At 46.3% G+C, this 24,755-nt stretch carries 27 protein-coding genes and 1 pseudogene; 16 read left to right on the top strand and 12 right to left on the bottom strand.

Going from position 1 to position 24,755, the window contains the following annotated elements:
• Nucleotides 1-20 precede the first annotated feature (20 nt).
• The 11 genes and pseudogenes from UWK_RS07430 to UWK_RS07475 form a co-directional block, all read left to right on the top strand.
• Nucleotides 21-311, top strand: a pseudogene (locus UWK_RS07430) (ArsC family (seleno)protein); the annotation flags it as partial.
• Nucleotides 308-529, top strand: a complete 222-nt coding sequence (locus UWK_RS18365; protein ID WP_052326975.1) for a rhodanese-like domain-containing protein — start codon at nt 308-310, stop codon at nt 527-529. The pseudogene UWK_RS07430 and the gene UWK_RS18365, both read left to right, overlap by 4 nt.
• A gap of 51 nt (nt 530-580) precedes the next feature.
• Entirely contained in the window at nt 581-1,120 is a 540-nt protein-coding gene (locus UWK_RS18370) for a ferritin family protein (protein WP_167320727.1), read from the top strand.
• A 282-nt stretch (nt 1,121-1,402) separates the two neighbouring features.
• A complete protein-coding gene (locus UWK_RS07440) occupies nt 1,403-2,056 on the top strand; it encodes a Fur family transcriptional regulator (RefSeq protein ID WP_015403747.1) in 654 nt (217 codons plus the stop codon).
• A 20-nt stretch (nt 2,057-2,076) separates the two neighbouring features.
• A complete protein-coding gene (gene rbr, locus UWK_RS07445) occupies nt 2,077-2,652 on the top strand; it encodes a rubrerythrin (protein WP_015403748.1) in 576 nt (191 codons plus the stop codon).
• Between the two features lie 144 nt (nt 2,653-2,796).
• The gene (locus tag UWK_RS07450; RefSeq protein WP_015403749.1) at nt 2,797-3,390 is read left to right on the top strand and encodes a peroxiredoxin; all 594 of its coding nucleotides are present in this window, start codon (nt 2,797-2,799) and stop codon (nt 3,388-3,390) included.
• Nucleotides 3,391-3,531: 141 nt separating this feature from the next.
• The gene (locus UWK_RS07455) at nt 3,532-3,906 is read left to right on the top strand and encodes a desulfoferrodoxin (RefSeq protein WP_015403750.1); all 375 of its coding nucleotides are present in this window, start codon (nt 3,532-3,534) and stop codon (nt 3,904-3,906) included.
• A 37-nt stretch (nt 3,907-3,943) separates the two neighbouring features.
• Entirely contained in the window at nt 3,944-4,360 is a 417-nt protein-coding gene (locus tag UWK_RS20035; protein WP_015403751.1) for a rubredoxin, read from the top strand.
• A gap of 128 nt (nt 4,361-4,488) precedes the next feature.
• Nucleotides 4,489-4,836, top strand: coding sequence for a hypothetical protein (locus tag UWK_RS07465; protein ID WP_015403752.1), 348 nt, complete (start codon nt 4,489-4,491; stop codon nt 4,834-4,836).
• A 27-nt stretch (nt 4,837-4,863) separates the two neighbouring features.
• Nucleotides 4,864-6,063, top strand: coding sequence for an FprA family A-type flavoprotein (locus tag UWK_RS07470; RefSeq protein ID WP_015403753.1), 1,200 nt, complete (start codon nt 4,864-4,866; stop codon nt 6,061-6,063).
• Nucleotides 6,064-6,071: 8 nt separating this feature from the next.
• Nucleotides 6,072-6,395 carry a hypothetical protein gene (locus UWK_RS07475; RefSeq protein ID WP_015403754.1) on the top strand — a complete coding sequence of 108 codons (324 nt, stop codon included), beginning with the start codon at nt 6,072-6,074 and terminating at the stop codon, nt 6,393-6,395.
• A gap of 81 nt (nt 6,396-6,476) precedes the next feature.
• Here UWK_RS07475 and UWK_RS07480 read toward each other — a convergent pair whose 3' ends face one another.
• From UWK_RS07480 to UWK_RS07515, 8 genes are all read right to left on the bottom strand, one after another.
• Nucleotides 6,477-8,744, bottom strand: a complete 2,268-nt coding sequence (locus UWK_RS07480) for an aconitate hydratase (RefSeq protein WP_015403755.1) — start codon at nt 8,742-8,744, stop codon at nt 6,477-6,479.
• Between the two features lie 51 nt (nt 8,745-8,795).
• The gene (locus tag UWK_RS07485; RefSeq protein WP_015403756.1) at nt 8,796-9,128 is read right to left on the bottom strand and encodes a hypothetical protein; all 333 of its coding nucleotides are present in this window, start codon (nt 9,126-9,128) and stop codon (nt 8,796-8,798) included.
• 114 nt (nt 9,129-9,242) lie between these two features.
• Nucleotides 9,243-10,559, bottom strand: coding sequence for a PhoH family protein (locus tag UWK_RS07490; RefSeq protein ID WP_015403757.1), 1,317 nt, complete (start codon nt 10,557-10,559; stop codon nt 9,243-9,245).
• A 29-nt stretch (nt 10,560-10,588) separates the two neighbouring features.
• Entirely contained in the window at nt 10,589-11,689 is a 1,101-nt protein-coding gene (locus UWK_RS07495; protein ID WP_015403758.1) for a M24 family metallopeptidase, read from the bottom strand.
• Complete coding sequence (locus tag UWK_RS07500; RefSeq protein WP_015403759.1) at nt 11,686-12,279, bottom strand: DUF6657 family protein; 594 nt, start codon at nt 12,277-12,279, stop codon at nt 11,686-11,688. The genes UWK_RS07495 and UWK_RS07500 overlap by 4 nt, the downstream gene beginning before the upstream one ends.
• Before the next feature lie 198 nt (nt 12,280-12,477).
• Nucleotides 12,478-13,860 (bottom strand): 16S rRNA (cytosine(967)-C(5))-methyltransferase RsmB, encoded by a 1,383-nt coding sequence (gene rsmB / locus UWK_RS07505; RefSeq protein ID WP_015403760.1) that lies wholly within the window; start codon nt 13,858-13,860, stop codon nt 12,478-12,480.
• Between the two features lie 14 nt (nt 13,861-13,874).
• Nucleotides 13,875-14,255: a response regulator gene (locus UWK_RS07510; RefSeq protein ID WP_015403761.1), complete on the bottom strand. Its 381-nt coding sequence runs from the start codon at nt 14,253-14,255 to the stop codon at nt 13,875-13,877.
• A 109-nt stretch (nt 14,256-14,364) separates the two neighbouring features.
• Nucleotides 14,365-16,287 carry a response regulator gene (locus tag UWK_RS07515; protein ID WP_015403762.1) on the bottom strand — a complete coding sequence of 641 codons (1,923 nt, stop codon included), beginning with the start codon at nt 16,285-16,287 and terminating at the stop codon, nt 14,365-14,367.
• 210 nt (nt 16,288-16,497) lie between these two features.
• Here UWK_RS07515 and UWK_RS07520 point away from each other — a divergent pair, with 210 nt between their 5' ends.
• The 5 genes from UWK_RS07520 to UWK_RS18375 all read left to right on the top strand — a co-directional run bounded on the left by UWK_RS07520 (nt 16,498) and on the right by UWK_RS18375 (nt 21,207).
• Nucleotides 16,498-17,520: an amino acid ABC transporter substrate-binding protein gene (locus UWK_RS07520; RefSeq protein ID WP_015403763.1), complete on the top strand. Its 1,023-nt coding sequence runs from the start codon at nt 16,498-16,500 to the stop codon at nt 17,518-17,520.
• 159 nt (nt 17,521-17,679) lie between these two features.
• Entirely contained in the window at nt 17,680-18,852 is a 1,173-nt protein-coding gene (locus tag UWK_RS07525; protein WP_015403764.1) for an amino acid ABC transporter permease, read from the top strand.
• Nucleotide 18,853: 1 nt separating this feature from the next.
• Nucleotides 18,854-19,957 carry an amino acid ABC transporter permease gene (locus UWK_RS07530; protein WP_015403765.1) on the top strand — a complete coding sequence of 368 codons (1,104 nt, stop codon included), beginning with the start codon at nt 18,854-18,856 and terminating at the stop codon, nt 19,955-19,957.
• Between the two features lie 66 nt (nt 19,958-20,023).
• Nucleotides 20,024-20,788: an amino acid ABC transporter ATP-binding protein gene (locus UWK_RS07535; RefSeq protein ID WP_015403766.1), complete on the top strand. Its 765-nt coding sequence runs from the start codon at nt 20,024-20,026 to the stop codon at nt 20,786-20,788.
• Nucleotides 20,789-20,847: 59 nt separating this feature from the next.
• Entirely contained in the window at nt 20,848-21,207 is a 360-nt protein-coding gene (locus tag UWK_RS18375) for a hypothetical protein (RefSeq protein WP_015403767.1), read from the top strand.
• 101 nt (nt 21,208-21,308) lie between these two features.
• Here the strand turns inward: UWK_RS18375 and UWK_RS07545 are convergent, their stop codons facing one another.
• The 4 genes from UWK_RS07545 to UWK_RS07560 all read right to left on the bottom strand — a co-directional run bounded on the left by UWK_RS07545 (nt 21,309) and on the right by UWK_RS07560 (nt 24,752).
• Nucleotides 21,309-22,304, bottom strand: coding sequence for a GGGtGRT protein (locus UWK_RS07545; protein WP_015403768.1), 996 nt, complete (start codon nt 22,302-22,304; stop codon nt 21,309-21,311).
• Between the two features lie 10 nt (nt 22,305-22,314).
• The gene (locus UWK_RS07550; RefSeq protein ID WP_015403769.1) at nt 22,315-23,007 is read right to left on the bottom strand and encodes an iron-sulfur cluster assembly scaffold protein; all 693 of its coding nucleotides are present in this window, start codon (nt 23,005-23,007) and stop codon (nt 22,315-22,317) included.
• A 370-nt stretch (nt 23,008-23,377) separates the two neighbouring features.
• Nucleotides 23,378-24,334 (bottom strand): hypothetical protein, encoded by a 957-nt coding sequence (locus UWK_RS18380; RefSeq protein ID WP_153304854.1) that lies wholly within the window; start codon nt 24,332-24,334, stop codon nt 23,378-23,380.
• A 94-nt stretch (nt 24,335-24,428) separates the two neighbouring features.
• Nucleotides 24,429-24,752 (bottom strand): hypothetical protein, encoded by a 324-nt coding sequence (locus tag UWK_RS07560; protein ID WP_015403771.1) that lies wholly within the window; start codon nt 24,750-24,752, stop codon nt 24,429-24,431.
• Nucleotides 24,753-24,755 lie beyond the last annotated feature (3 nt).

The following is a 24,755-nucleotide window of genomic DNA, read 5'->3' on the forward strand; positions in this document are numbered from 1 at the left end:
AAGGTTGAACATCGTGCACTAAAGCCCAGGGGGCCCTTGAGCTGGCAGATGTGGAGATAGGTGAAATTGCTGATGCGCGAAAAAATGTGATTAAGGCTGATGCTGCCTGGGATATTATAAAGAATATTAAAACGTTGCATGTTGGAAAGGGTAAGAAAAATGTCGTTTTTGCTCCCGATGCGGATTTCAGAGATGAAATACTGAAGGTTACTCTTGGTCGTACAGGAAACCTGAGAGCACCTGCCTTACGTATCGGAAAACGTATGTATGTTGGCTATAATGATACAATGTATGAGGAGTTGATCGGATGAATTGGAAAAATCTGTTTGTCTCAGGGGCGAATATGAGCCCCGATGAAGTGAAGAACTTTATGGCTGAGCACAAGCCAGGGGACTACCAACTGCTCGATGTTCGGCAACCCAAGGAGTATGAAAAGGAACATATCCCGGGAGCGCTTCTTATTCCTATAAAAGAGCTGAGAGAGCGTATAGGTGAGTTGGATCCAACGAAACCAACCTTTGTCTACTGACATTCCGGAGTACGCAGCAAGGCTGCTGCGCAGTTATTACTGGCCGAGAATTTGCCTCATATTTACAATATGAGTGGCGGTATTATTGCCTATAATGGTGGGAAAGCTGTTGGTGATGAGGCCTTTGGCATGGAGTTTTTTGTCAGTGGGGAATTCAGCGATGTTTTTCGAATGAGTTACGCCATGGAAGAGGGGCTGCGGCAACTCTATTTGACCTTGAAGGATCTCTGCGAGGACAAAGAGGTCAAGGACCTTCTCGCCAGGTTGGCGCGGTTTGAAGAAGGGCACAAGGCAAAGTTAAAAGCCCTCTTTCCTGAGGTGGACGAAAAGGGTGGTGAGAACGACTTGAATACTCTTGAGGGGGGGTACAATAAACAGCAGCTACTCGATCATTTCAAATCACGGGTTGTTGCCCAAAATGATGTTATTCAGCTTGGTATGATGCTTGAAACCCAGGCCTATGATTTGTACAGTCGTCTGGCCAAGAAAGCTGAAAATCCTGAGTCCAAAGAGTTCTTCGAGTTTATGGTTGGTGAGGAAAAACAGCATCTTGTTTTTCTCAGTAATGAGTATGATAAAGTCCTGGGCTAAAACCATTTATGCCCGACAGTCTCTGTCGGGCATTCAAAAATCCAGCTCAGTTATTACGTTCCACTGTTGTTCCCTCCGTAGTTTTCATTCTAATAGCTAAAACTAAATAAATGCGATTGAGTTCAGGGGGAGCCTGTCCGGTTCTGTGTCAGTATCCCCAGGTTTCTGTGGTATATCTCTCCCTGTTGCCGGGAATATATTTGGTGGGCGAGCGATTAAAAAAGTCTTGACCTGCTAAGGATTACTACTTACAGTTAGAAATTATTATCGTAAGGAGGGGATATGCAATTACGAATGACAAACCAGCGCGAGATGATCCTTCGGGAACTCAAGAAAAGCAAAAAACATCTAACGGCTGATGAGCTATACGAGCGGGTGAAAAAATTTATGCCGCGTATCAGCCTGGCAACGGTATACAGGAATCTTGAGATCCTGTCCGATGCTGCAATGATCCGTAAACTTGAGATCAGTGGGCGGCAGAAACGCTTTGACAGTGAACTTGAAGATCATGACCACATTTACTGTATCCAGTGTCATCGAATAGAGAATCTGGATATTGGGGAAAATGAGGTGACCCTGGGTGCTGTTGACACAAAGGGCTATGAAATCACCGGACGTCGTTTGGAGGTGATTGGTTTGTGTCCCAAGTGTCAGGAAAAACAAACAAAAACAAATATAAAAGCTAAGAAAGGAGAGACTACAATGGCGTGCGGGTGTAAAAAAGGTGAGTTGAGTGGTGAACAGAAACAGGTCCTTGAGGCAATGGCTAATTGTGAGGGGCCCTGTGCTTCAAAAGATATTGCAACAGCAACTGGTCTTGAGACTAAACAGGTAAGTTGTCGGATCACAGCGCTCAAGAAAAAAGGATATGTGGACAGTCCGGTACGCTGTAAGTATGGGATTACCAGTGAAGGCAGGGCTGCCCTTAAGGGTTGATACGTATTTTAAGGTGTAGCATGAGCAGTTTGAAAGGCAGTAAAACAGAAAAAAACATTCTTGTGGCTTTTGCCGGGGAATCGCAGGCAAGGAACAGATATTCGTATTATGCCAAGGTGGCTAAAAATGAGGGATATGTTCAGATTTCTGGGATTTTTAGTCGTACCGCAGAGCAGGAGCGGGCACATGCGAAAACCCTTTTGAAATTTCTTGAAGGCGGTGAGGTTGAAATTACAGCATCCTATCCTGTGACGCCTCCAGGTACTACAGTAGAGAATCTCCAGAATGCTGCCTCAGGAGAAGAACATGAATATAAAGCCATGTATCCCGAGTTTGCTGCGATTGCAGAAGAGGAAGGTTTTCCTCATGTGGCTGCAGCCATGCGTTCCATAGCTGTAGCTGAAAAAGAGCACGCAAGGGTTTATCGACGCCTTATTTCAAACATTAAGGCGGGTGCAGTGTTTGAGAGGGATGTGGAGGTAACCTGGTATTGCGCAAAATGCGGTTTTGTCCATAGGGGGCTGAAGGCGCCGAAAAAATGTCCTGCCTGTGCCCATTCCCAGGCTTATTTTGAGATTCTGGTAGATAATATATAAGCCTTGTGGAAAGCCTCTTTATTTTTTTTGAAATGTCCCGACAGGGGATTTTCGTCCCACAAAGGGGTATTGAAAAAAAGTACCGGCTCTCTACGTTGCCGGTGTAAGTAGATTACTAATTAATAAAACTGTTGGAGATATATGATGAAACCTTTGGTAACCAATGAAGCCCCTGACTTTACTGCGACTGCGGTTATGCCCGACAACACCTTTAACGAAGCGTTCAAACTGTCCGATATGCGGGGTAGATATGTACTGCTGTTTTTTTATCCCCTGGATTTTACCTTTGTTTGTCCGTCCGAAATTCTCGCTTTCAACTCTGCCGTGGAGCAGTTTAAGGAGAAGAATTGTGAAGTAGTCGGGGTTTCCGTTGATTCGCATTTCAGCCATCTTGCCTGGAAGAATACGCCAATCAACCAGGGTGGTATCGGTAATATTCAGTTTCCTCTGGTTGCTGATCTGGATAAATCTATTTCTGAAAATTATGGTATTCTCTTTGGTGGCACCATTGCCCTTCGTGGTCTCTATCTGATTGACAAAGAAGGAATTATTCGTCATCAGGTTGTCAATGATCTTCCCCTTGGCAGAAGTGTTTCCGAGGCCATGCGTATGCTTGATGCAATTCAGTTCGTTGAAGAGCATGGTGATGTCTGTCCTGCTAACTGGAGTAAGGGGGATGATGCCATGGTTCCGACGGCAGAGGGTGTTGCTAAATATTTAACCGATCATATTGCGTAGGGTTTTGTTTGGTTGGGTGTTTTTAGATAGATGCAGGAAGTGCTGGAAAAGCGGTGTTTGAAGCAGTAGACTTGTTTTTGACGGTGTGGGTTCTTTCTCTTTGGATAGAACTGTAACTTTTATCAAAATGGAGGCAGTACTATGGCTAAAAAATTAGGTGTATATAAGTGCAATATCTGTGGGAATGTGGCTGAAGTTGTCCACGCTGGAGCAGGGGATATGAGTTGTTGCGGTGCTCCCATGGAGCTACTCAGTGAAAACAGTGTGGATGCTGCTCAGGAAAAGCATGTTCCTGTGGTTGAGAAAGTTGCGGGTGGTTTTAAGGTAACCGTTGGAAGTGTTGATCATCCCATGACTGAGGATCATTATATTGAATGGATAGAACTTATTGCCGGTGATTCCTGCTATAGGCAGTTTCTGAATCCTGGTGATGCTCCACGGGCTACCTTTCAGGTGGCTGCTGACAGTGCGGTGGCACGAGCTCACTGCAATCTGCACGGTCTCTGGAAGGCATAAAGATAACCCTATAGAAAAAAATTTCAGGAACAGGTCGATGTCGTTGCCAGAAGAGATGTATCAGTGTCAAATGGTGAACTGTGGTTACATTTACGATCCGGATAAGGGGGATCGTAAGAGTAAAATTAAAAAAGGTACGCAGTTTAAAGACCTTCCTGAAGGATGGAGATGCCCTGTTTGTGGGGCAACTGTAAAAGCGTTTAAACCACTGGCAGGACCCGGTTCAGTGCATGCCGAAAATGCATCTGCAGCTCCTGCCAAGACTGAAACTGAAATAAAAGGAACAGCGAGTGATATGAAAAAGTATAGATGCGATGTTTGTGGATATATCTACGACCCGGATGTGGGAGATGATGCTGCAGGGATTCCTGCAGGGACATCCTTTGATGACCTGCCCGATGATTATGAGTGTCCTGTCTGCGGAGCAGGGAAGGACGAATTCAGCGAAGTGTAGGAATTTATTTACAGGGGCCTCCATCATGGTGGCCCCTTTTTTACAACGCTTGTAGTTTGCCTGGTTGTTGATGGCAGGCTTGAGTGTCTTCTTACGTCCTTGATTTTTCTTGAAAAATAGGTGTATATATGAAAAAGATTCTCCTTGTGGCCTTTCAGGGGCAGCCCATGTGTTTTATTCATGTTTTGCTCAATGGACTTGAGTTGAAAACAGCTGGGCACGAATGTAAGATTATAATAGAAGGTGAGGCCACTACCTTGATCCCTGAAATAATAAAAGAATCGCATTTTCTTCACGGACTCTACAATCAAGTGAAGGAAGCGGGGTTGATTGAAGGCGTCTGTAAAGCATGTTCTATGAAAATGCAGGTCTTTGAACAAATAGAAAAAACAGGCCTTCCCTTGCTTGATGACATGTCTGGTCATCCTGGGATGGTGAAATATATTGAAAAGGGCTTTGAAATAGTAAATTTCTGATTTTAAATTTTTAAGGAGGACAGGGATATGAATCCGGTTAAACTTATCGAAAATGTTTATTGGGTCGGTGCTGTGGACTGGGACGTTCGTGATTTTCACGGATATTCTACTAACAGAGGTACCACGTATAATGCATTTTTAATTATGGATGAGAAGATTACTCTCATCGATACCGTAAAAAAATCGTGTAAAAACGACATGCTTGCCAGGATTAAGGAAATAGTTGATCCTGAAAAGATTGATTACATCGTAGTTAATCACGTGGAAATGGATCATTCCGGAAGTCTTCCAGACATGGTCGAACTCATTAAGCCTGAAAAAATCATCTGTTCAAAGATGGGTGAGAAGGCGTTGGTGCAACATTTTCATCATGAAGACTGGCCCTATCAGATTGCAAAGCCTGGCGAAGACGTGAGTCTTGGAGAAAAAACACTTTCTTTCCTCGAAACACGGATGCTGCACTGGCCCGATTCCATGTTTACCTATCTTGTAGAAGACCAGATACTTTTCTCTTCTGATGCCTTTGGTGAGCACCTTGGTACCAGTGAGCGTTTTGATGATGAAGTGGATCAGGCAATTCTTCTGGAAGAGCTTACAAAATATTATGCCAATATCCTGACCCTCTATTCACCACTGGTAAAGAAGTTGATTGCCAAGGTGAAGGAAATGAATTTACCAATCAAGATGATTGCTCCGGATCATGGTGTTATATGGCGTAAAAATCCAAACATGGCGATTGAAGCCTACGATAAGTGGAGCCAGGGAAGAGGTGATGGTAATGCCCTTGTGGTTTATGATACCATGTGGCATTCCACAGAAGAAATGGCCAAACGTGTCGGAGCAGGATTGCAGGATGAAGGTATTTCCTACCAGCTTGTTAATCTGCGTTATAATCATCGCAGTGATGTTATGCGTGATGTGCTGAATGCCAGTGCTATTATTCTTGGCTGTCCTACATTGAATAATGGTTTGCTGCCTCGAATGGCTGGATTCCTGATGTATATGCGTGGATTACGTCCTCTTAATAAAGTTGGTGCTGCTTTTGGCTCTTTTGGCTGGTCAGGTGAGTCTGTAAAGTTACTCAACGAAGCTATGACGGATATGAAATTTGATATTGTAGATGATGGACTGAAGGTGAAGTACGTCCCTGAAGATGCTGATTATCAGCAGTGTGTTGAACTTGGCCGGAAAGTGGGCCAGGCAATTAAGGCAAAACAGGCAGAATAGGATATTTCATGAAAATACATATTGATAAGAACATTGTAGAGTTTATTCCCGAGAACGAGCAGGAAACTGCCTCCATGGAAACTCTATGGAGAGTCGTTGTTGATTGTGCTGCTGATAATAAGCGGATGACTGCCATCGGAGAGTATATCCCTTCCAAGCAAAATCTTGCCAGGTTTCACATTGAAGGCGTTTCAGCAACAACTCAGTATACTGAAGATAAAGCCGTGGAGGAGTGTACCGTTATCTGCACCACCTGTAATAAATATATGGCCTTAAAGGGCGGTGATGCAATACCTGTATGCTGCGGGCGCCCCATGGAGACAACTGATTGATCTGAAGTATTTGTAAACGTTTGTAATAAAAAAAAGCCGATGGAATTATCCATCGGCTTTTTTTGCCTACCTTTACTGCCGTTATCCTCTCAAAAAGTTCAATGCCGAACCGGCCTTAAACCAGTCAATCTGCTCCTCGTTAAGGGAGTGATTCAAAGTTATTTCCGATGTTGTTCCATCATCATGATTCAACCGTGCAGTGATGGTTGAACCAGGTTTGATTTCAGTAATACCCGTTAGATCTATAGTGTCACCCTCCTGAACCAGGTCATAATCAGCAGCATCTGCAAAGGTGAGAGGCAGGATACCCTGTTTCTTCAGATTGGTTTCATGGATGCGGGCAAATGAGCGGGTAATCACAGCTCTACCACCCATATGGCGTGGACACATGGCGGCATGTTCACGTGATGACCCTTCTCCGTAGTTTGTGTCACCTACAACGACCCAGTTTTCACCTGCTGCTGTATACTCTCTCGCAATCGTGTTGTATTCCTGTAATTCACCGGTGAGTTGATTCCTTGCATTACCGGGTTCACCGGTAAATGCATTTACAGCACCACTGAACATGTTTCCTGAGATGTTATCCAGATGGCCTCTGAAACGGAGCCACGGGCCAGCTGGAGAAATATGATCGGTGGTACATTTTCCTTTGGCCTTCAACAGTAAATGCAGTCCAGTAAAATCTTTACCGTTCCAGCGGTCAAACGGAGTGAGCAGAGAAAGACGTTCAGAGTCTGGAGAAACCTGTACCGTAATATTGGTTCTGTCGTCAATTGGCGCGAGAAAGCCTTTATCATCGCGAACAAGTTTCAGGCGCGGTGTTTCATCCACTTTTCCTGGAGGGGTGAGAGTAAATGTGGATCCATCGGCTGCTGTATATTCTGTGGTAAACGGATTCACGGTGAAACTTCCAGTCATGGCATAGGCAAGACAGGTTTCAGGACTACCGATGAAAGCACTGGTGCCGGAGTTTCCGTCGTTTCGTTTGGGAAAATTACGATTATAGGATGTGACGATGGAGTTGCGGAATCCTTCCTCTATACCCTCACGGTTCCATTGACCAATGCAGGGGCCACAGGCATTGGCAAGCAGGGTAGCCCCAATGGCTTCGAGTTTGGCAAGCTGGCCATCCCGTTCTATGGTGGCTCGAATCTGCTCAGAACCAGGGGTGATGAGCATTGGGATCTTTAATTTGGCACCATGGGCGGCAATTTGCTCTGCCATAACGGTGATTCTTCCCATATCCTCATAGGAAGAGTTGGTGCATGATCCCACCAGGGCATAGGTGATGTTTTCAGGATGTCCGCCATCTTTGACGTATTGGGTCATATTGGCAACGGTGCAGGCACGATCCGGGGAGTGGGGGCCTACAAGATGTGGTTCAAGGGTGGACAGGTCTAGCTCAATCACCTGATCAAAATAATTCTCGGGATTGGCGAGTACTTCATCGTCTGCCCGGAGAAGGTGCTTGTATTTATCTGCCACCTGAGCAACATCCTCACGGTTACAGGCTGCAAGGAATGTTGCCATATGTTCGTCGTAGGGGAAGGTGGAGGTGGTAGCACCAAATTCAGCCCCCATGTTGCAGATAGTTGCCTTTCCTGTGCAGGAGATGGTGTCAGCACCGGGGCCAAAGTACTCAAAGACACGGTTTGTGCCTCCGGAACAGGTGAGTTTGCCAAGAAGATTAAGGATAACATCCTTTGGGGCAGCCCATCCCTGAAGTTCACCTGTGAGGTGAACACCTATAAATTTGGGATGCAGTACTTCCCAGGGAAGTCCCACCATTACATCCACGGCATCGGCACCACCAACTCCCGAGGCAAAGGCTCCAAGGCCACCGGCATGTGGTGTGTGTGAATCGGTACCCAGCATCATTAAACCTGGAAAACCGTACTGCTCAATCACCACCTGATGAATAATTCCCGCTCCCGGCATCCAGCAGCCAAAGCCATAGCGTTGGGATGCTGAGGAGAGAAAATCGTAGACTTCTCTGTTTTCGATGCGGGCAATATTGAGATCACTTTCGGCACCCTTCTGGGCCCTTATGAGATGATCACAGTGAACGGTGACCGGAACTGCGGCTTCATTCTTGTCAGCAAGCATGAACTGAAGCACGGCCATCTGAGCGGTAGCATCCTGGAGAGCAACGCGATCAGGTCTGGTTTTGATATAAGATGAGCCGGCAACAAGCTCGGCATCATCAGCATTGTCCAGGTGTCCATAGAGGACTTTTTCACCATAGGTGAGGGCTCGGCCCATACGTTTACGGACGGTTGCAATATTTGCATCCATCTTTTTATATGTGGCTTCAATAAAAGCAGGTGTGGAATCAACCGATGTGTTCATGGAGTCTCCGGATCTTTTTCTAGGGTCGTTTGTGTTAGGTGACAGGATTTTTCAGGAGCGAATATGTTCTTCTTCAAGCATGGTGTCAATAAGATCAAGTACATATTGGCGTTGTTGTGGTGTCGCATGGGCAATGCAGTCACAATGTAAGTGTGCATTACTGCGAACCAGTAATTCAAAACAGACTGAGTCCTTCTCGATTTCGACTCCGAAATAAAAGGGGGCACAATCTGTGTGTTTCTGTTGGACATCGGTAAGTAACTCTTCCGGTATGACTATCCAGTAAAGCCCGATCATGGGGCCCATTTTTAAATTACGTTTCAGGTAGGAGTCTATATTATCCCGTTCCATGGGGGATAGATCATCAACAACGAATTGGCGCATGGTATTAAGGTGGTTAAGTTGTAAGGCAGAAGGAAGAAGGGGTTGGGTTGAAAGAAAGAGGACGTGGTATGCGTTATTCCCTTCAGTCTTAGGCCTTCAGCCTGCAAGCCTGATTTATAAATAGTCGGCAGCTATGGCAGATAGTGGACTCCGTTCACTTTTGTTTAAAGTAATGTGCCCATATATACTATGTCCTTTTAATTTTTCAACCGCGTAAGAGAGTCCATTGGAGGCCGAATCAAGATAAGGGTTATCAATCTGCTGTGGATCCCCGGTGAAAACCATTTTGGTGTTTTCGCCAGCGCGGGAGATAATTGTCTTTACTTCGTGAGGGGTGAGATTCTGGGCTTCATCCACAATGACAAACTGGCGGGGAATAGATCGACCGCGGATGTAAGTGAGTGCTTCGAGTTCCACCTGATGGGTTTTAAGGAGGTTGTCGACTTTCATCTGGACACGGCCTTCGTCTTCTTCTCTGCGATCATGGCGCATCAGATAGGTGAGATTGTCAAAGATAGGTTGCATCCAGAGGGTGAGCTTTTCATCCTTAGTTCCTGGGAGATATCCAATATCTTTACCCATGGGAATAACCGGTCTTGATACCAGAAGCCGCTCGTAGCTCTCCCTATGAATAACACATTCAAGCCCGGCGGCTAGAGCAAGAAGGGTCTTGCCGGTACCTGCCTGGCCGATCATGGTGACCAGGCTGATTTCCGGGTCAAGGAGTAATTCCAGGGCCATACGTTGTTCTTTGGATCTCGGATGGATACTCCATGCCTGTTCGTATTGAGAATTGAGGTGGGTGAGGTTGTTGTTTCCCGTTGCCCGACCAAGAGCGGAATGTTTAAGGTTTCCTTCGTCCTGGAGAAGGATGAATTCGTTAAGATAAAAATCAAACCCCTCTGCATCCAGATTTTTATCAGTATAAAAACGGTCGATGACTTCCGAGGGAACTGATGTCTGACGCCAGCCAGTATAAAGATCGTCGACGTTGCATTTCTGTTTTTCAAAATCCATGGTGTCAATACCAAGGGCATCGGCCTTGAGACGGGCATTAATATCCTTGGAAACGAAAATAACCGAGTGGCCTTCTTCGTGTAAACTGTTTGCCACGGCCAGGATGCGATTATCGGCCACGCTCATGTCCAGGAGAGCACCCGGCATATCCCGTCGTTCAACTGTGATTTTGAGTATACCCCCATTTTCCATGGAAACGCCCTCTTTCAGGGAGCCTGCAATACGGAGTTTGTCCAGTTGTCGGATAACATGTCGGGCATTGCGTCCCAGTTCGTCGTTATGTCGTTTGAATTTGTCGAGTTCTTCAATGACGGTCATGGGCAGTACGACATAGTTGTCTGCAAAGGAGTTCAGGGAATCTGCATTGTGGAGCAGAACATTGGTATCAAGAACAAAATATTTCTGGTCACTCATGTGCTTTGTGGTTGGTGTAAGGTTTTGTGTTAGATATCAAGCCAGGTCGTATCGTTATTTAGTATTTCGCAGCCATCTTCTCGGACAACGACCATGTTTTCAAGGCGTATACCGCCCCAGCCTGGCAGATAAATGCCGGGTTCTACTGTGACGATCATCCCGGCCTTCAGTTGCTTACGATTGCGAGACGAGAGGCGTGGCTCTTCGTGCACGGCAAGTCCTACACCGTGTCCGAGCGCGTGGCCAAAGAATTTACCATAGCCCGCATCACTAATAACTCTGCGTGCTGCTTTATCCACTGCAGCAGCAGTGACTCCGGCACGTATCTTCTGTATTCCGGCAAGCTGTGCTTTGCGAACCAGTCGATGGATTTCAAGGTATTTTTTACTCGCTTTTCCAAGAGTAAAGGTTCTGGTCATGTCGGAGCAGTAGCCATCAAGGATGAGACCCATATCAATCATAAGAGGTTTATGTTTTTCAATCTTGACGGGTCCGGGAACCGCATGGGGGAGAGCGCTGCGTTCACCTGTGGCTACGATGCTTTCAAAACTGGGCGCTTCAGCACTTCTCCGGCGCATTGTGGATTCCAGAGCAAGTGCTATGTCGATTTCGGTTTGTCCGGGAACTATTGTTTTATAGACTGTCTGAAATACCTGTTCGTTGAGGAGCACAGAGCTGCGAGTTTTCTCAATTTCTTTTTTGTTTTTGATCGTCCGCATCTTTTCAACTATCCCATAAGTCGGATGGAGGGAGATCGAAAGTTTGCTGCACATGGTCTGCAGTTTTTCAGCCACATTATGCAAGGTGTAGTGGCTCTCGAAGGCGAGGCTTGAAATCCCAAGATCCGGCAGGAGTTCTTTCAAGAGGGCCTGCAGTCCTTTTGGGTAGAGCAGAACCCTCATCTCTTTTGTTTCACGTTCAGCCTGGATCTGAAAACGAAAGTCAGTGAGCAGAAGGGGGTTTTTCCGTGCGGGAATAAGAAGTGATCCGGAGCTTTCTCCGATATCATGGTCAGTGGCTGTGTAGCCGCTCAGGTAACGCCTGTTGTGCGGTTGACTTATGAGGATTGCATCGATTTTTTTACGCCGCAGTCTCGCCTGTATTTTTTTGATTCGTTTTGTGGTACTCATTTGCTGAGCCGCTGTTTCAGGATTTCTTTGCGCTGCTCAAATGCCTGGGTGTATTGGTCATTCAGGTTGGCCTGAGCCTGGGACCATTCCTTTTGATACTGGGGGTGTCTCGTTGGGTCGATTTTCATTGGGTCGCCGCTTTCCCCGGTCTGTTCCTGAAGTTGCTGCGCCAGCTGGGCCCTGATGGCATCTTCAAGCTGATGCTTTATCTGTTCTTTGTGCTGGGCGTATTGTTCCAGGAGCTGGGTTAATTCGGTGCAGACAGATTGCACTTCATCGTCAGCTTCGTGAGAAAGATTGAGGAGACCGGAAAGAGCAGTAGCGCTGCTATTCATAAGCATTTCATCTCGTGGTACCACAATGTTTCGGACCAGAGCCTTTACCATTCCACGTCTGACTGCCGCCTGATCCGTGGTTCCCTCCTGCTGCAGGAGTGCCGACAGGTCTGATTGCTGTCCGTTCATGAAATCTGTAACCAGGCGCATTCCCTGTTTTTCGTCTTCCTGATCTGCAGGCACGTCCCCAGCACGTGCAGCCATCCTTGCCGCACGCTCCATAACCATATCCAGAGTACTTCGTATCTCAGCCATAATGTCCTGTTTAAAGTATAATAAAAAAGAAAAAAACCTGATGCTCTTTGTACCATAGGAGATCGATATCTTCATTGAAAATAACAGCCATGGTCTTGATGATACAATGCAGGAAATATACCGGGTTTGGGGACGATATGGGAGAAGGTTTTGAGCCTACGACTTTGGGGCTAAATATGCCTGAGGCAATATTTCTTATTATCTTTTAAGGGTCTTAAGTGATGCTTCTGCTAACCGCTTCAGTCTGGCGCCGAAAAATCCATCAATTTCATTCCCAGGTAATGGTGCGAAAAAGTTTTTATTGCAAAGTGAGTGGGCTTTGGACGGAAGGGAGGCTGAGCATTCTTCCAGGATAAAATCTGTATTGGCTGCCAGAAAGCGTTCGATGACCTGCTCATTTTCTTCCTCCTGAAGGGAACAGGTTGCGTATACCAGAGTGCCACCAGGAAGAAGAAGAGTGGTCCCTGCTTGTAAAAGCTCAAGCTGAATTTCCTGATATCGGTTCAGATCTTCAGGCCGTCTGTTCCAGCGTATGTCGGGATGGCGACGAATAACACCGGTTCCAGAGCAGGGGGCGTCAAGTAGGATGCCGTGAAATCGTTTACTGGTTATAGTTGCGAGTTCCTGTAGTGTGCCGGAGAACAGGGGGATGTCAAGATCAGGGTGAAGGCGTTTCATATTCTCGGTGAACCTGGTGCGGCGACCTTTGTCCGGCTCTGCTGCTGCAACACTCGCCATAGGAGTTTTTGCCATCTGGATCAGAACACTTGTCTTACCACCCACCCCAGCGCAGGCATCAAGATATTCACCTTTATCTGTCATGGGACCTACAAGATGTGCTAATAACTGAGCTCCCTGATCCTGAATCTGGAAATGTCCTTCAGTAAAACCGGGAATCTCATGGACAGTTCCATTAAAGTCTTCTAGAATCAGAGTATTGTAACAGTATTTACCGGAATGGCTGTTTATGCCGTTCTGAGACAGAATTTTGCCAAATGTGTCTCTGTCGGTGACGCAGGAGTTGATTTGCAGACTGAGGGCAGCCTGATCATTGTTTTGCCTGCAGATACGTAAGGTCTCAAGCCTGCCATATCGTTTTTCCCAACTTTTTGTCAGCCACTCGGGGTGGTTGAGGATGGGGCTGGCAGGGTTTTCAGTAAGGGAGAGTAGCTCCTCACGTTTACGAATGGCATTGCGCAACACGCCGTTGACGAATCCGTGAAGCCTTTTAGGCAAATGCATAGCCTGTAACGCTTTCACCGATTCATTGACCGCCGCAGATTCCGGGATGCGATCAAGGTACATGATCTGAAAAAGGCCAACTCTAAGGGCCTGGAGAACAAAAGGATGGAATTTCTTGAGCGGTTGCCTGCAAAGATATTGCAGCATGATGTCGAGTGACTCCCGGTTACGAAGCAAACCGAAAATGAGATTTGCAGCTAATTGTCGGTCATTGTTTTCAAGAGGATGCTCGGTCAGTACGCTGGTAAAAATGGTATTGACTGGGGTTCGACTTTTTTGTAACTCACACAGAGTGGTAATTGCGACAAAACGGGCGGATTTGTTCCGTGGGGAAGGCAAGGGGGCTGTTGTCCTCAGGATGTTGTGAGATTGTCAATGGCAGCAATAAGCTCTTCTATCGGAGACCCCTTAGAGATAAGCGATGGTGTGTTCTCACCTCTCGCCATATTTCCTGCTTCATCCGGGGTAACCATACCTGAAAGATAGAGAATTGGAATGCTGGATGTGGCAGAATTTTCTGCAAGCATGGACGCAATCTCAACACCGTGAGTGTCTGGCATGTTTATGTCAAGAATGGCAATATCCGGAAGTTCCTGAGTGATAAAATTTAAAGCCTCGGCACCATTGGTGTTGTAACGTACAAGCATTCTTCCGGTGTCTTCAAGCTGCATTTTCAGCAGATCGCAGGCGTCCTGGTCATCATCAATCAGTACAATGCGGGTTTGCGGGTCCATTGTTCGGTCTCCTGAGTTATTTGTACATGTTTGTTCATTCTATCAGTAAGTTGCAGAAAAAGTAAGAGACTTTTTTCAAGAAGAGGCAGAAAAAGAAGAACAGGAACCTCTATGACTCCTTGTATACTATTTGGACATTGTTCAGATAGTCTTTTATTTGGACTGTAAGCTGAAAAGCGTGAGTCGTATCATTGTCTCTTGCCGCCTGTTCAAGGTTAAAACAGAGGTCCCCTAATTCCTTGAAACCATACATCCATGAAGTCCCTTTAATGGTATGGGATTGCTTGCGTAATTCTTCCAAGTCTCCTGATTCAATTATCTGAAAGAGTTTCTCTGCATCTGTTCTTTTGTTTTTAAGGAATCGTGGAATTAAATTTTTGATTTTGGGATCAAGTGATACTCGTGGAATGGTGTTGGCCTGTAGTGTTCTTTTCCTTGGAGGAGGGTGGAGGCCTTCGTCAATTTTGGTGGAGTTGCTTTGTATGAGGTTAAGATGAGTGGAGATAGTGTGAATAAGAGTGGCCCTGCGAACAGGTTTGGTGAGATAGTCGGAACAGCCAGCATCCATGCATTTTTTCCGAAATCGAACAAAAGCATGGGCCGTGAGTGCAACGATTGGTGTAGGATCGAGCTTCTGCTCCCTTTCCCATAGCCTGAGGCGACGGGTCGCTTCGTAGCCATCCATAAGTGGCATTTCAATATCCATAAAGACCAGGTCAAATGGGGAGCGTTTAAATACATTCACAGCTTCTTCCCCATTTTCGGCAGTAACTAGAATAAAAGGCGTGTTACGTAAATAGAGGCAGAGCAGGTTACGGTTATCCTCATTATCATCGACAATCAGAATTCTTGCAGGGGGAAGAATATTACAGCTCGCTGGAAGTGGTGATCGTTCAACAGCAGGTTTCGGATCGGAAAGGGCAGGGCGGAAACTGCAGGTAAAAAAGAAGGTTGATCCCTGCCCGGGAACACTTTCAAGCCAGATTTTACCCTTCATGATTTTTGTGAGTTTCTGGCAGATGGTCAGGCCCAGGCCCGTTCCACCATATTTTCTGGTTGTAAGAGAGTCGGCCTGAGTAAAGCTGTTAAATATAAGTTCCTGCTTTTCAACAGGAATACCTATGCCGGTATCCTTGATCGAGAAGAGGAGTTTGGATTTGGAGTCTCTTGCTACATTAATTGTAACCGTTCCGTTCTCAGTAAACTTGAGACCATTTCCCACAAGATTGATGAGGATCTGACGAAGTCTTGTAGGGTCGCCGCAGATTCCGTCAGGAACGTCCTCGTGAATGTGAACTGATAAGTGGGTGTTTTGTTCCACGGCTCGCACTGAAAGGATGGAGAGTACCGAATCAAGAAGAGATGGGAGGTGGAAATCAATGGCTTCAAGGTCTGTCTGGCCAGCCTCAATTTTTGAGAGGTCCAGGATGTCATTGATGATCTCGAGAAGGCTTTCCCCGGCAGAACGGAAGATATGTACATAATTACGCTGCTCATCGCTGAGAGGCGTGTCGCTGAGAACTTCGGCCATACCGATGATAGAGTTCAATGGGGTGCGAATCTCGTGACTCATGGAAGCTAGAAACTCGGTTTTCGAATGGCTGGCCTCATCGGAAAGTCTTATCAGGCGTTTGTTTTCGAGCAGTGTGTCATAGAGGTGAAGATGATTACGAACCCGAGCCAGGAGCTCCTGGCGATTAAAAGGCTTGGTAATGTAATCATTTCCTCCCGCATTGAAACCTTCTACGATATCTTCTTTCTGGGAACGTGATGTGAGGAATATTATTGGAATGTCAGAGAATTTTTTGTCTTTTTTGAGTTTCCGGCACAGGGAGAAGCCATCCATTCCAGGCATCATTACATCGAGCAGAATAATATCAGGTGACTGATTATGGAGATGTTGGAGAGCATCTCTGGAGTTGTTTCCGGTTATAACGGTATAGCCTTCCTCTTCGAGAATTCTGGAGAGAAGGATAAGGTTCACCTTGTGATCGTCGACCACAAGAACAGTATGAGCTGTGGAATTTTTCATTGCGGGATTCTACCATAGCAATCTTTAAAAGCATAGAGAAGAGAGCCCGCTCGGAGCAAGATTTAGCGGTAGATTTTTTTTTATTTATGATAGACATTCTTGATAACGATTGGTAGTATCATTGCAGTTTAACGATGGTTTGTAGAGATAGGTCTTTTTTTTTTATTAACCTATTGTAATTTTAAAATTTTTTCTACAGGAGAATGTTGCATGAAAAAGATTACATGGGCACTTGTTGCCACGGTTGTAACTCTTGTTATTTCTGCCGGATTTGCTCAGGCATCCACAAAAGAGGAAGTTCAGAAGCGTGGAGCCCTTCAGTGTGGTGTTTCAACTGGTCTTCCAGGGTTTTCCATCGCCGATGAAAAAGGTGCTTGGGCCGGTATTGACGTTGATGTCTGTAAAGCGATTGCTGCCGCCACACTTGGTGATGCAACCAAGATTAAATTTGTACCATTGAACGCTAAAGAGCGTTTCACTGCTCTGCAGTCAGGTGAAATTGATGCTCTCGTACGTGGAACCACCTGGACTCTTACCCGTGACTCTTCACTTGGTCTGAACTTCACTGGTGTAAACTACTATGATGGTCAGGGCTTTATGGTTTCCAAAAAGCTTGGCGTGAAATCAGCTCTGGAACTTAATGGCGCTGCCGTCTGTATTCAGTCCGGGACCACCACCGAATTAAATCTTGCTGACTATTTCAAAGAAAACAACATGGAATACAAAGCGGTAGTTTTTGATACCCATGACGCAACTGCAGCGGCATTTGATAATGGCCGTTGTGATGTTCTTACCTCGGATCAGTCTCAGGTGTACGGACTGCGCACCCATCTTAAAGATCCAGAGGGAGCCGTTGTCCTTCCTGAAGTTATTTCTAAGGAACCTCTCGGACCGGTTGTACGTCAGGGGGATGATGCCTGGTTTAATATCGTTAAATGGACCCTCAATGCAATGATTGAGGCTGAGGAGTACGGTGTAACGTCAGCCAACGTTGATGAGATGAAAGCAAATTCCAACAGCCCGGCTGTTCGCAGACTTCTTGGCCTCGAGGGAATTGGCGGTAAAGGACTTGGTCTCAACGATGATTGGGCCTACCAGATCATCAAGCAGGTTGGTAACTATGGTGAGATTTTTGAGCGCAATGTTGGTGCTGGTTCTCCATTGAAGATTGCCCGTGGCCTGAATGCACTGTGGAGTAAAGGCGGCATTATGTATGCGCCTCCTGTTCGCTGATTCAGTTGTTGACTGAAAAAGGGACGCTTTCTGGATTGGAAAGTGTCCCTTTTTTGTTTCGTATCCATGGTAGGAATGAAGACTCAAGGCAGAAGGCTGAAGGGTCAGCTTGAAATACTTCAGCCTTCTGCCTTCAGTCTATTACTTTAGGTAGTTACTATGTCTAAAACATCTCAAAAACAGCATTGGTGGAATAATGCCCAGTATCGCTCCCTGTTCTTTCAGGTTGTGCTGGTGGCCATGCTTGCAGGATTCTTCTGGTTTATCGGAACGAATACCCTGGCCAATCTTGATAAGCGTGGAATCTCAACAGGATTTGGCTTTTTATCCTTAAAAGCCGGCTTTGGAATTCTTCAGAGTCTGGTCCCCTATGACGAGTCGTATACCTTCGGTCGAACCTTCCTGGTCGGTCTCTTGAACACACTACTTGTCTCGGGGCTCGGTATTATTTTCGCCACCATTATCGGTTTTACCGTTGGTGTGGCAAGGTTGTCCAATAACTGGCTGATAGCAAAGCTGGCTGGGGTATATGTGGAGATGTTTCGTAATATTCCACTGTTGCTTCAGATATTTTTCTGGTATTTTGCTGTTCTTCGTAGCCTGCCATCCCCAAGACAGAGCTGGACTGCAGGAGAGATCGCATTCTTAAATATCCGAGGGATGTATCTTCCGCAGCCATTGTTAGGTGAGGGGTTTAGTTTTGTAATCTGGACCTTTGTTCTTGCAGTTGTGGCCACAGTCTTTATTAGAAGGTGGGCCAAAAAGCGTCAGGATGATACCGGGCAACAGTTCAAGATGTTCCGAGTGGCTTTTGCCCTGATCGTCGGCCTTCCGCTGCTGGTCTTTTTTGCACTTGGCTCGCCTCTTACCTGGGATGTTCCCAAACTGCAGGGCTTTAACTTTATTGGCGGGATGACGATTATTCCCGAACTCACTGCCCTGCTGGTGGCACTCTCTGTTTACACGGCAACCTTTATTGCTGAAGCTGTACGCTCAGGGATTCTCGCGGTAAGCAATGGTCAAACCGAAGCTGCGTCGGCCCTTGGTCTTCACAAGAGCAAGGTCTTGAAGCTGGTTGTAATTCCTCAAGCCATGCGGGTTATTATCCCACAGCTGACGTCTCAGTACTTGAACCTGGTGAAAAACTCATCCCTTGCTACTGCGATCGGGTATCCCGATCTGGTCGCTGTTTTTGCGGGAACCACACTTAATCAAACCGGTCAGGCCATTGAAATAATAGCCATGACGATGAGTGTTTATCTCTTTATCAGTTTGACTATTTCAGGATTCATGAACTGGTATAACAAGAAAATTATGTTGGTGGAGAGGTGATATGACTATACATGTAACAGAACCAAGTCCCTCTTTGCCGGCACCAATAACTTCCGTAGGTGTTGTTGGCTGGCTGAGACAGAATTTGTTTTCTTCTCCCCTTAACACACTGTTCACCCTCGCAGGATTTTATCTGTTGTATAGTATTCTGCCACCAGCAATTAACTGGGCATTGTTTCAGGCAGACTGGGTGGGAACAACTAGGGAGGCGTGTACCAGCGATGGTGCATGTTGGGTTTTTGTCGGAGTACGGCTGGATCAGTTTCTCTTTGGTTTCTACCCACCTTCCGAGTATTGGAGAGTAGTGACAGCGTTTTCTCTAATTGGTGTACTTGTCGCCTGGCTGTTGATTGACCGTCTCCCTAGAAAAGGTCTGGTCGGTGCCTTTACAATTTTTTGTTATCCAGTCATCGCTTACTATCTTTTTTATGGTGGAGCGTTTGGACTGCCACTTGTGGAAACCTATAAGTGGGGTGGGCTGATGCTGACCCTGATCCTCGCCACAACCGGGATGTTCTTCTCCTTTCCCATCGGTATTCTGTTGGCCCTGGGGCGCAGGTCGTCAATGCCCATAGCGAAATCGATGTCTGTGGTCTTTATCGAGTTCTGGCGTGGAGTTCCGCTTATTACTGTTCTCTTTATGTCCTCGGTTATGCTTCCGATGTTTATTCCTGAGGAGATGCAGATTGATAAACTGCTCCGTGCAATGATCGGGATTATATTCTTCCAGTCTGCTTACATGGCAGAGGTTGTGCGTGGGGGGTTGCAGGCGATCCCCAAAGGGCAACTGGAAGCAGCAGAAGCCCTCGGACTTTCCTATTGGAAATCGATGTTTTTTATTATTCTGCCCCAGGCGTTAAAACTGGTTATCCCTGGGATAGTTAATACCTTTATTGCACTGTTTAAAGATACAACCCTGGTTCTGATTATAGGACTCTTTGATTTGCTCGCTGTGGTCCAGTCAGCCTTTGCCGACCCCAAATGGCTTGGCTTTTCGGTGGAGGGTTACGTTTTTGTGGCAAGTGTATACTGGGTATCCTGTTTTTCCATGTCTCGATATTCTCAGTATCTGGAGAAAAAATTGCACCGTGGGCATGCACGATAGTAGGGGGATAAGGCCATTTACAGGCAGGCACCAACTAAGATCAACATTAGATAAATGAGTACAAATATGACAGCTACACAAGGCAAGCAAGATACTTCAAATGACGTGATGGTGGAGTTGCGTAATGTCAATAAATGGTATGGTGATTTTCATGTCTTGAAGAACATCAATCTGCAGGTATCCAAGGGAGAGCGCATTATTATCTGTGGTCCCTCGGGATGTGGTAAGTCGACGCTTATTCGCTGCATGAATCGTCTTGAAGAACACCAGAAAGGTGACATCATTGTTTCAGGAGTGACTCTTGATGACGACTTGAAACGTATTGACAGGGTACGTCGTGATATCGGCATGGTTTTTCAGCAGTTCAATCTTTTTCCTCATTTAACCGTTATGGAAAATTGCTGCCTTGCCCCTATCTGGGTTCAGAAGAAACCTCGAAGGGACGCTGAGGCCATTGCCATGAAATATCTTGAGCGAGTTCAGATCGCAGATCAGGCAAGTAAGTTTCCTGGACAACTTTCCGGTGGTCAGCAGCAGCGTGTTGCTATTGCCAGAAGTCTCTGTATGAATCCATCCATTATGCTTTTTGACGAGCCCACATCGGCACTTGATCCTGAGATGATCAAAGAGGTACTCGATGTTATGGTTGATCTTGCGCGGGAAGGAATGACCATGCTCTGCGTTACCCATGAGATGGGATTTGCCAAGACCGTTGCTAACCGTGTTCTTTTTATGGATGCTGGGGAAATCATCGAAGAGAATGAACCCAATGAATTCTTTGATAATCCTCAATCGGATCGAACTAAGCTCTTCCTGAGTCAGATCCTTTAGGGGACTTTGCTTAATCGAAAAGTAGTTACCTGATAAACAACGTATAAAGGAGTATTGCTATGAAGAAAATATTGCTGATGATTCTATTTTTCGGCTTGATGGCCACTGCTTCTATAGTTTCTGCTCAGGAAGTTGTAGCAGAGGATGTTGCTGCACCTGAAAAGGCAACAGGTTGGCACAAGGCTGGAAAGGAAATCGGTGAAGCGGCTCATGCGGTTGGAGATGCCACAGCAGATTCCTCGAAGAAAGCATTGGAGGCAGCAAAGGAAGGTTCCAAAGAGGCCTGGGATGCAACTAAAGAAGAGTCAGAAAAGGCATGGAAATTAGCCAAAGAAAAGGGGAAAACCACCTGGGAAAAAGGGAAGGAAAAAATACATGATGCTACAGCGCCCACACCTGCCGTACCAGAAGGTGAGTGATCTTAAGTCCTGCTGTTAAGAAAGAGTTTTGGAGTAGAAACAAAAACCCTCTTATACGATGAGTATGAGAGGGTTTTTGTGCTTGTGTGAAAGTCGTTTTTTTAACTGGCCTGTTCCAGAGCGACAGCAACAGCAACCGATGCTCCAACCATGGGATTGTTTCCCATACCGATAAGGCCCATCATTTCAACATGTGCGGGTACCGAGGAAGATCCGGCAAACTGGGCATCGGAATGCATGCGTCCCATGGTGTCTGTCATTCCGTAGGATGCAGGGCCAGCTGCCATGTTGTCAGGATGAAGAGTACGTCCCGTTCCGCCACCTGATGCAACAGAAAAATATTTTTTTCCACTAATATTGCATTCCTTTTTGTAGGTTCCTGCAACGGGATGCTGAAAACGGGTAGGGTTGGTAGAGTTTCCAGTAATGGAGACATCGACTCCTTCCAGATGATTGATGGCAACACCTTCACGGACATCATCTGCACCATAGCAGCGAACCTCTCCACGAGGGCCTTCGGAAAAACGTTTTTCCTTTATGACTTTCAGCTGCGAGGTGGCATAATCAAACCGTGTCTCCACACTGGTGAAGCCGTTGATGCGGGAAATGATATGTGAGGCATCCTTGCCGAGACCATTCAGGATTACACGCAGCGGTTCTTTCCGGACACGGTTTGCAGACATGGCCAGGCCGATAGCCCCTTCAGCCGCGGCAAAAGACTCATGTCCAGCAATAAAGGCAAAGCATTTTGTCTCTTCACGCAGGAGCATGGAGGCAAGATTTCCGTGCCCTATACCTACCTGACGATGATCCGCAACGGATCCCGGGATGCAGAAAGCCTGAAGTCCAATACCAAGAGTTGCGGCAATATCAACGGCCTTTGTCTCCCCTTTTTTGATGGCAATGGCAGCACCAACGGTATATGCCCAGCAGGCATTTTCAAAGCAGATGGGCTGGATGTCTTTTACAATACGGGCAACATCAACACCATATGCATCACATACTTCCTTGGCCTCTTCAAGGCTTTTTATTCCATACTCTTCAAGAACAGGGATGATCTGATCGATCCGCCTTTCATAACTTTCAAATAATGCCATGAGATTCTCCTTATTCCTTACGCGGATCAATGGTTTTAACGGCTTCTGCGAAACGACCATAGGTCCCCGTCGCTTTTTCAAGGGCCTTGTTGGCGTCTTCACCATTTCTAATTGCTTCCATCATTCGACCAAGATGGACAAATTTGTAGCCAATGATTTCATTGTCACCATCAAGGGCCAGCTCCAGAACATAGCCTTCGGTGACTTCAAGATATCGTGGGCCTTTGAGCTTTGTGCCATAGGTGCTTGCCGTAACGGAACGCAATCCTTTACCCAGGTCTTCAAGACCGGCACCAATGGGAAGACCTCCCTCAGAAAATGCGGATTGGCTGCGGCCATAGACGATTTGCAGGAAGAGTTCGCGCATGGCAACATTGATGGCATCACAGACAAGATCAGTATTGAGTGCTTCTAGGATTGTTTTGCCGGGCAAAATCTCAGAGGCCATGGCGGCGGAATGGGTCATTCCGGTACAGCCAATGGTTTCGATGAGTGCTTCTTCGATAATGCCGTCTTTAATATTCAGGGTCAGCTTACAGGCGCCCTGATGAGGTGCACACCAGCCAACTCCGTGGGTCAGTCCACGAATGTCTTTTATTTCCTTTGCCTGTGTCCAGCCACCTTCTTGGGGGATGGGCGAGGGACCATGATTGGTTCCCTGGATTAGTGGACACATTTCTTTTACTTCAGAAGAGTATTCCATAAGAGTCTCCTTGTGGTTGTTATTGAAGCTGCAAGAATAAAGGATATGGGAAAAAGGAGCAAGTGGAAAGGAGCTTCCCTGGAGGAAGAGGTTGGTCGGATAGCGACAAATTTGCTGTAATGATTCTGCAATTACATTGCAGCAGTGTTGTCGAGGTTGATAATATCTTGAATACACAAAATCTGTTGTATCACTGAAGTTACTTCTAAGAACAGTTATATAACTCTTGTGTGATGGTCTTTCATCTGGAGCCTGACCCGGAAGAAACAAAGCCAAAAGGCCACCCCCCTAAGGGAGTGGCCTTGGGTCAGTCTGCAAAATTGCAGATTGATTCAAGCAAATTTAAAATCCAAGTTCCTTTGTTGACAGTTTAGCGTCCAGATCCACCATTTGATCCACCATTGCCACCACTACCGCCATTGCCCCCACCATTGCCACCGTCTGAGTTGCCTCCGCTACTGTCTCCACCTGAACCAGAGTCGCCAGCGGAGCCATTATTGCCGCCTCCATCTGACCCTCCGCTATCAGCGTTTCCGGCGTCGGTATTGCCGCCGAATGAGTTTCCTCTATTGTCCAGGGAGCCATTTCCATTCTGAATGGCGTCTGAATAGTTCTTTGCCAGCGATTCCCCAGATCCCAGGGCGCTTTGGGACATAAATGAACTGCGCAGGGATTGCATTTCCTGTACGTTGAAATCTTTATCCAAAGCCTGGTTTACAACATCTGTTGCAGTCTCTGACAATACACCTTGTCGCACCATATCTCGGGCAGTTAACATACATTCGGTTGCCAGATCTTCCAGTTGGCTCTGTTCCATTTCACGTGCCCTCACCTGGAGGCGACTGACAATCTGTTCAGCATCCTCCCTGGAAAGACCAGCAGCACTCCCTGATGCAAACGCATTACCAAGCGTATCTACCACCTCTTTTTTCTTGGATAATTGACCGGCAAGACCATATGCATGTTCGTAACGGGATCTAACCCTTTCCATTGCCTGGACAACCGATTCCGCAGGAATTCCTTTTGCTATGCCTTCGTATGCCTTGTTCATAACTGGCTCTACCGGCAGGTCATTTTTCAGGGTTTTCGCTACAATGTGCTGAGCCTTTACAATGTTACGCTCTTCAAATTGAGCCCTGATCATTGCCCGGGTCATGAGTACGCCATCATCTTTCTCCAGTCCGGCTTGAATGACGCTTTGTGTTGAAGCCTGAAGCTCATTTGACCAGGCAGTGGGGATATCTGTAACCTCTTCTGCAGCAGAAGCTGAAACAGCCATTAAAACCAGACTCAACCAAACTAAAATAGAATAAACACCTCTTTTCATACCTTCCTCCAAAACACATATTGACTTTCCATGGCAGCTCGTTGCAACAAGCCTTATATCTTTACAACGTCTGACAAACGAAAAGGTTACCAGTCTAAGGCTGATAAAGGCAATTTTCAAAACCGAAATCATCGGTTTCCCTGAAGCGACAGTCTGGAATAAAAACAGACCCATCAATAATATAAAAATAGCTGCTCCCAGGGGTAAGTGGCTTGCTGATTTCCCATAATCCAAACAGATTCCTATGGGTGTCATGAAGTGTGTATCTGTCGATAGAAGATGCAAACTGGACATGGGAGGAGCCAGGGTGGTGCAAGTACAAAGATACCGATTCCCGACCCTCGGTAGTGAAATGATGTCCAGCACAGCCAGTACCGAAAAACAGTAGACAACTCAAAACCATCACTTGTTTGTTCATTAT

The organism is Desulfocapsa sulfexigens DSM 10523, from assembly GCF_000341395.1.
Taxonomy (GTDB): Bacteria; Desulfobacterota; Desulfobulbia; order Desulfobulbales; family Desulfocapsaceae; genus Desulfocapsa; species Desulfocapsa sulfexigens.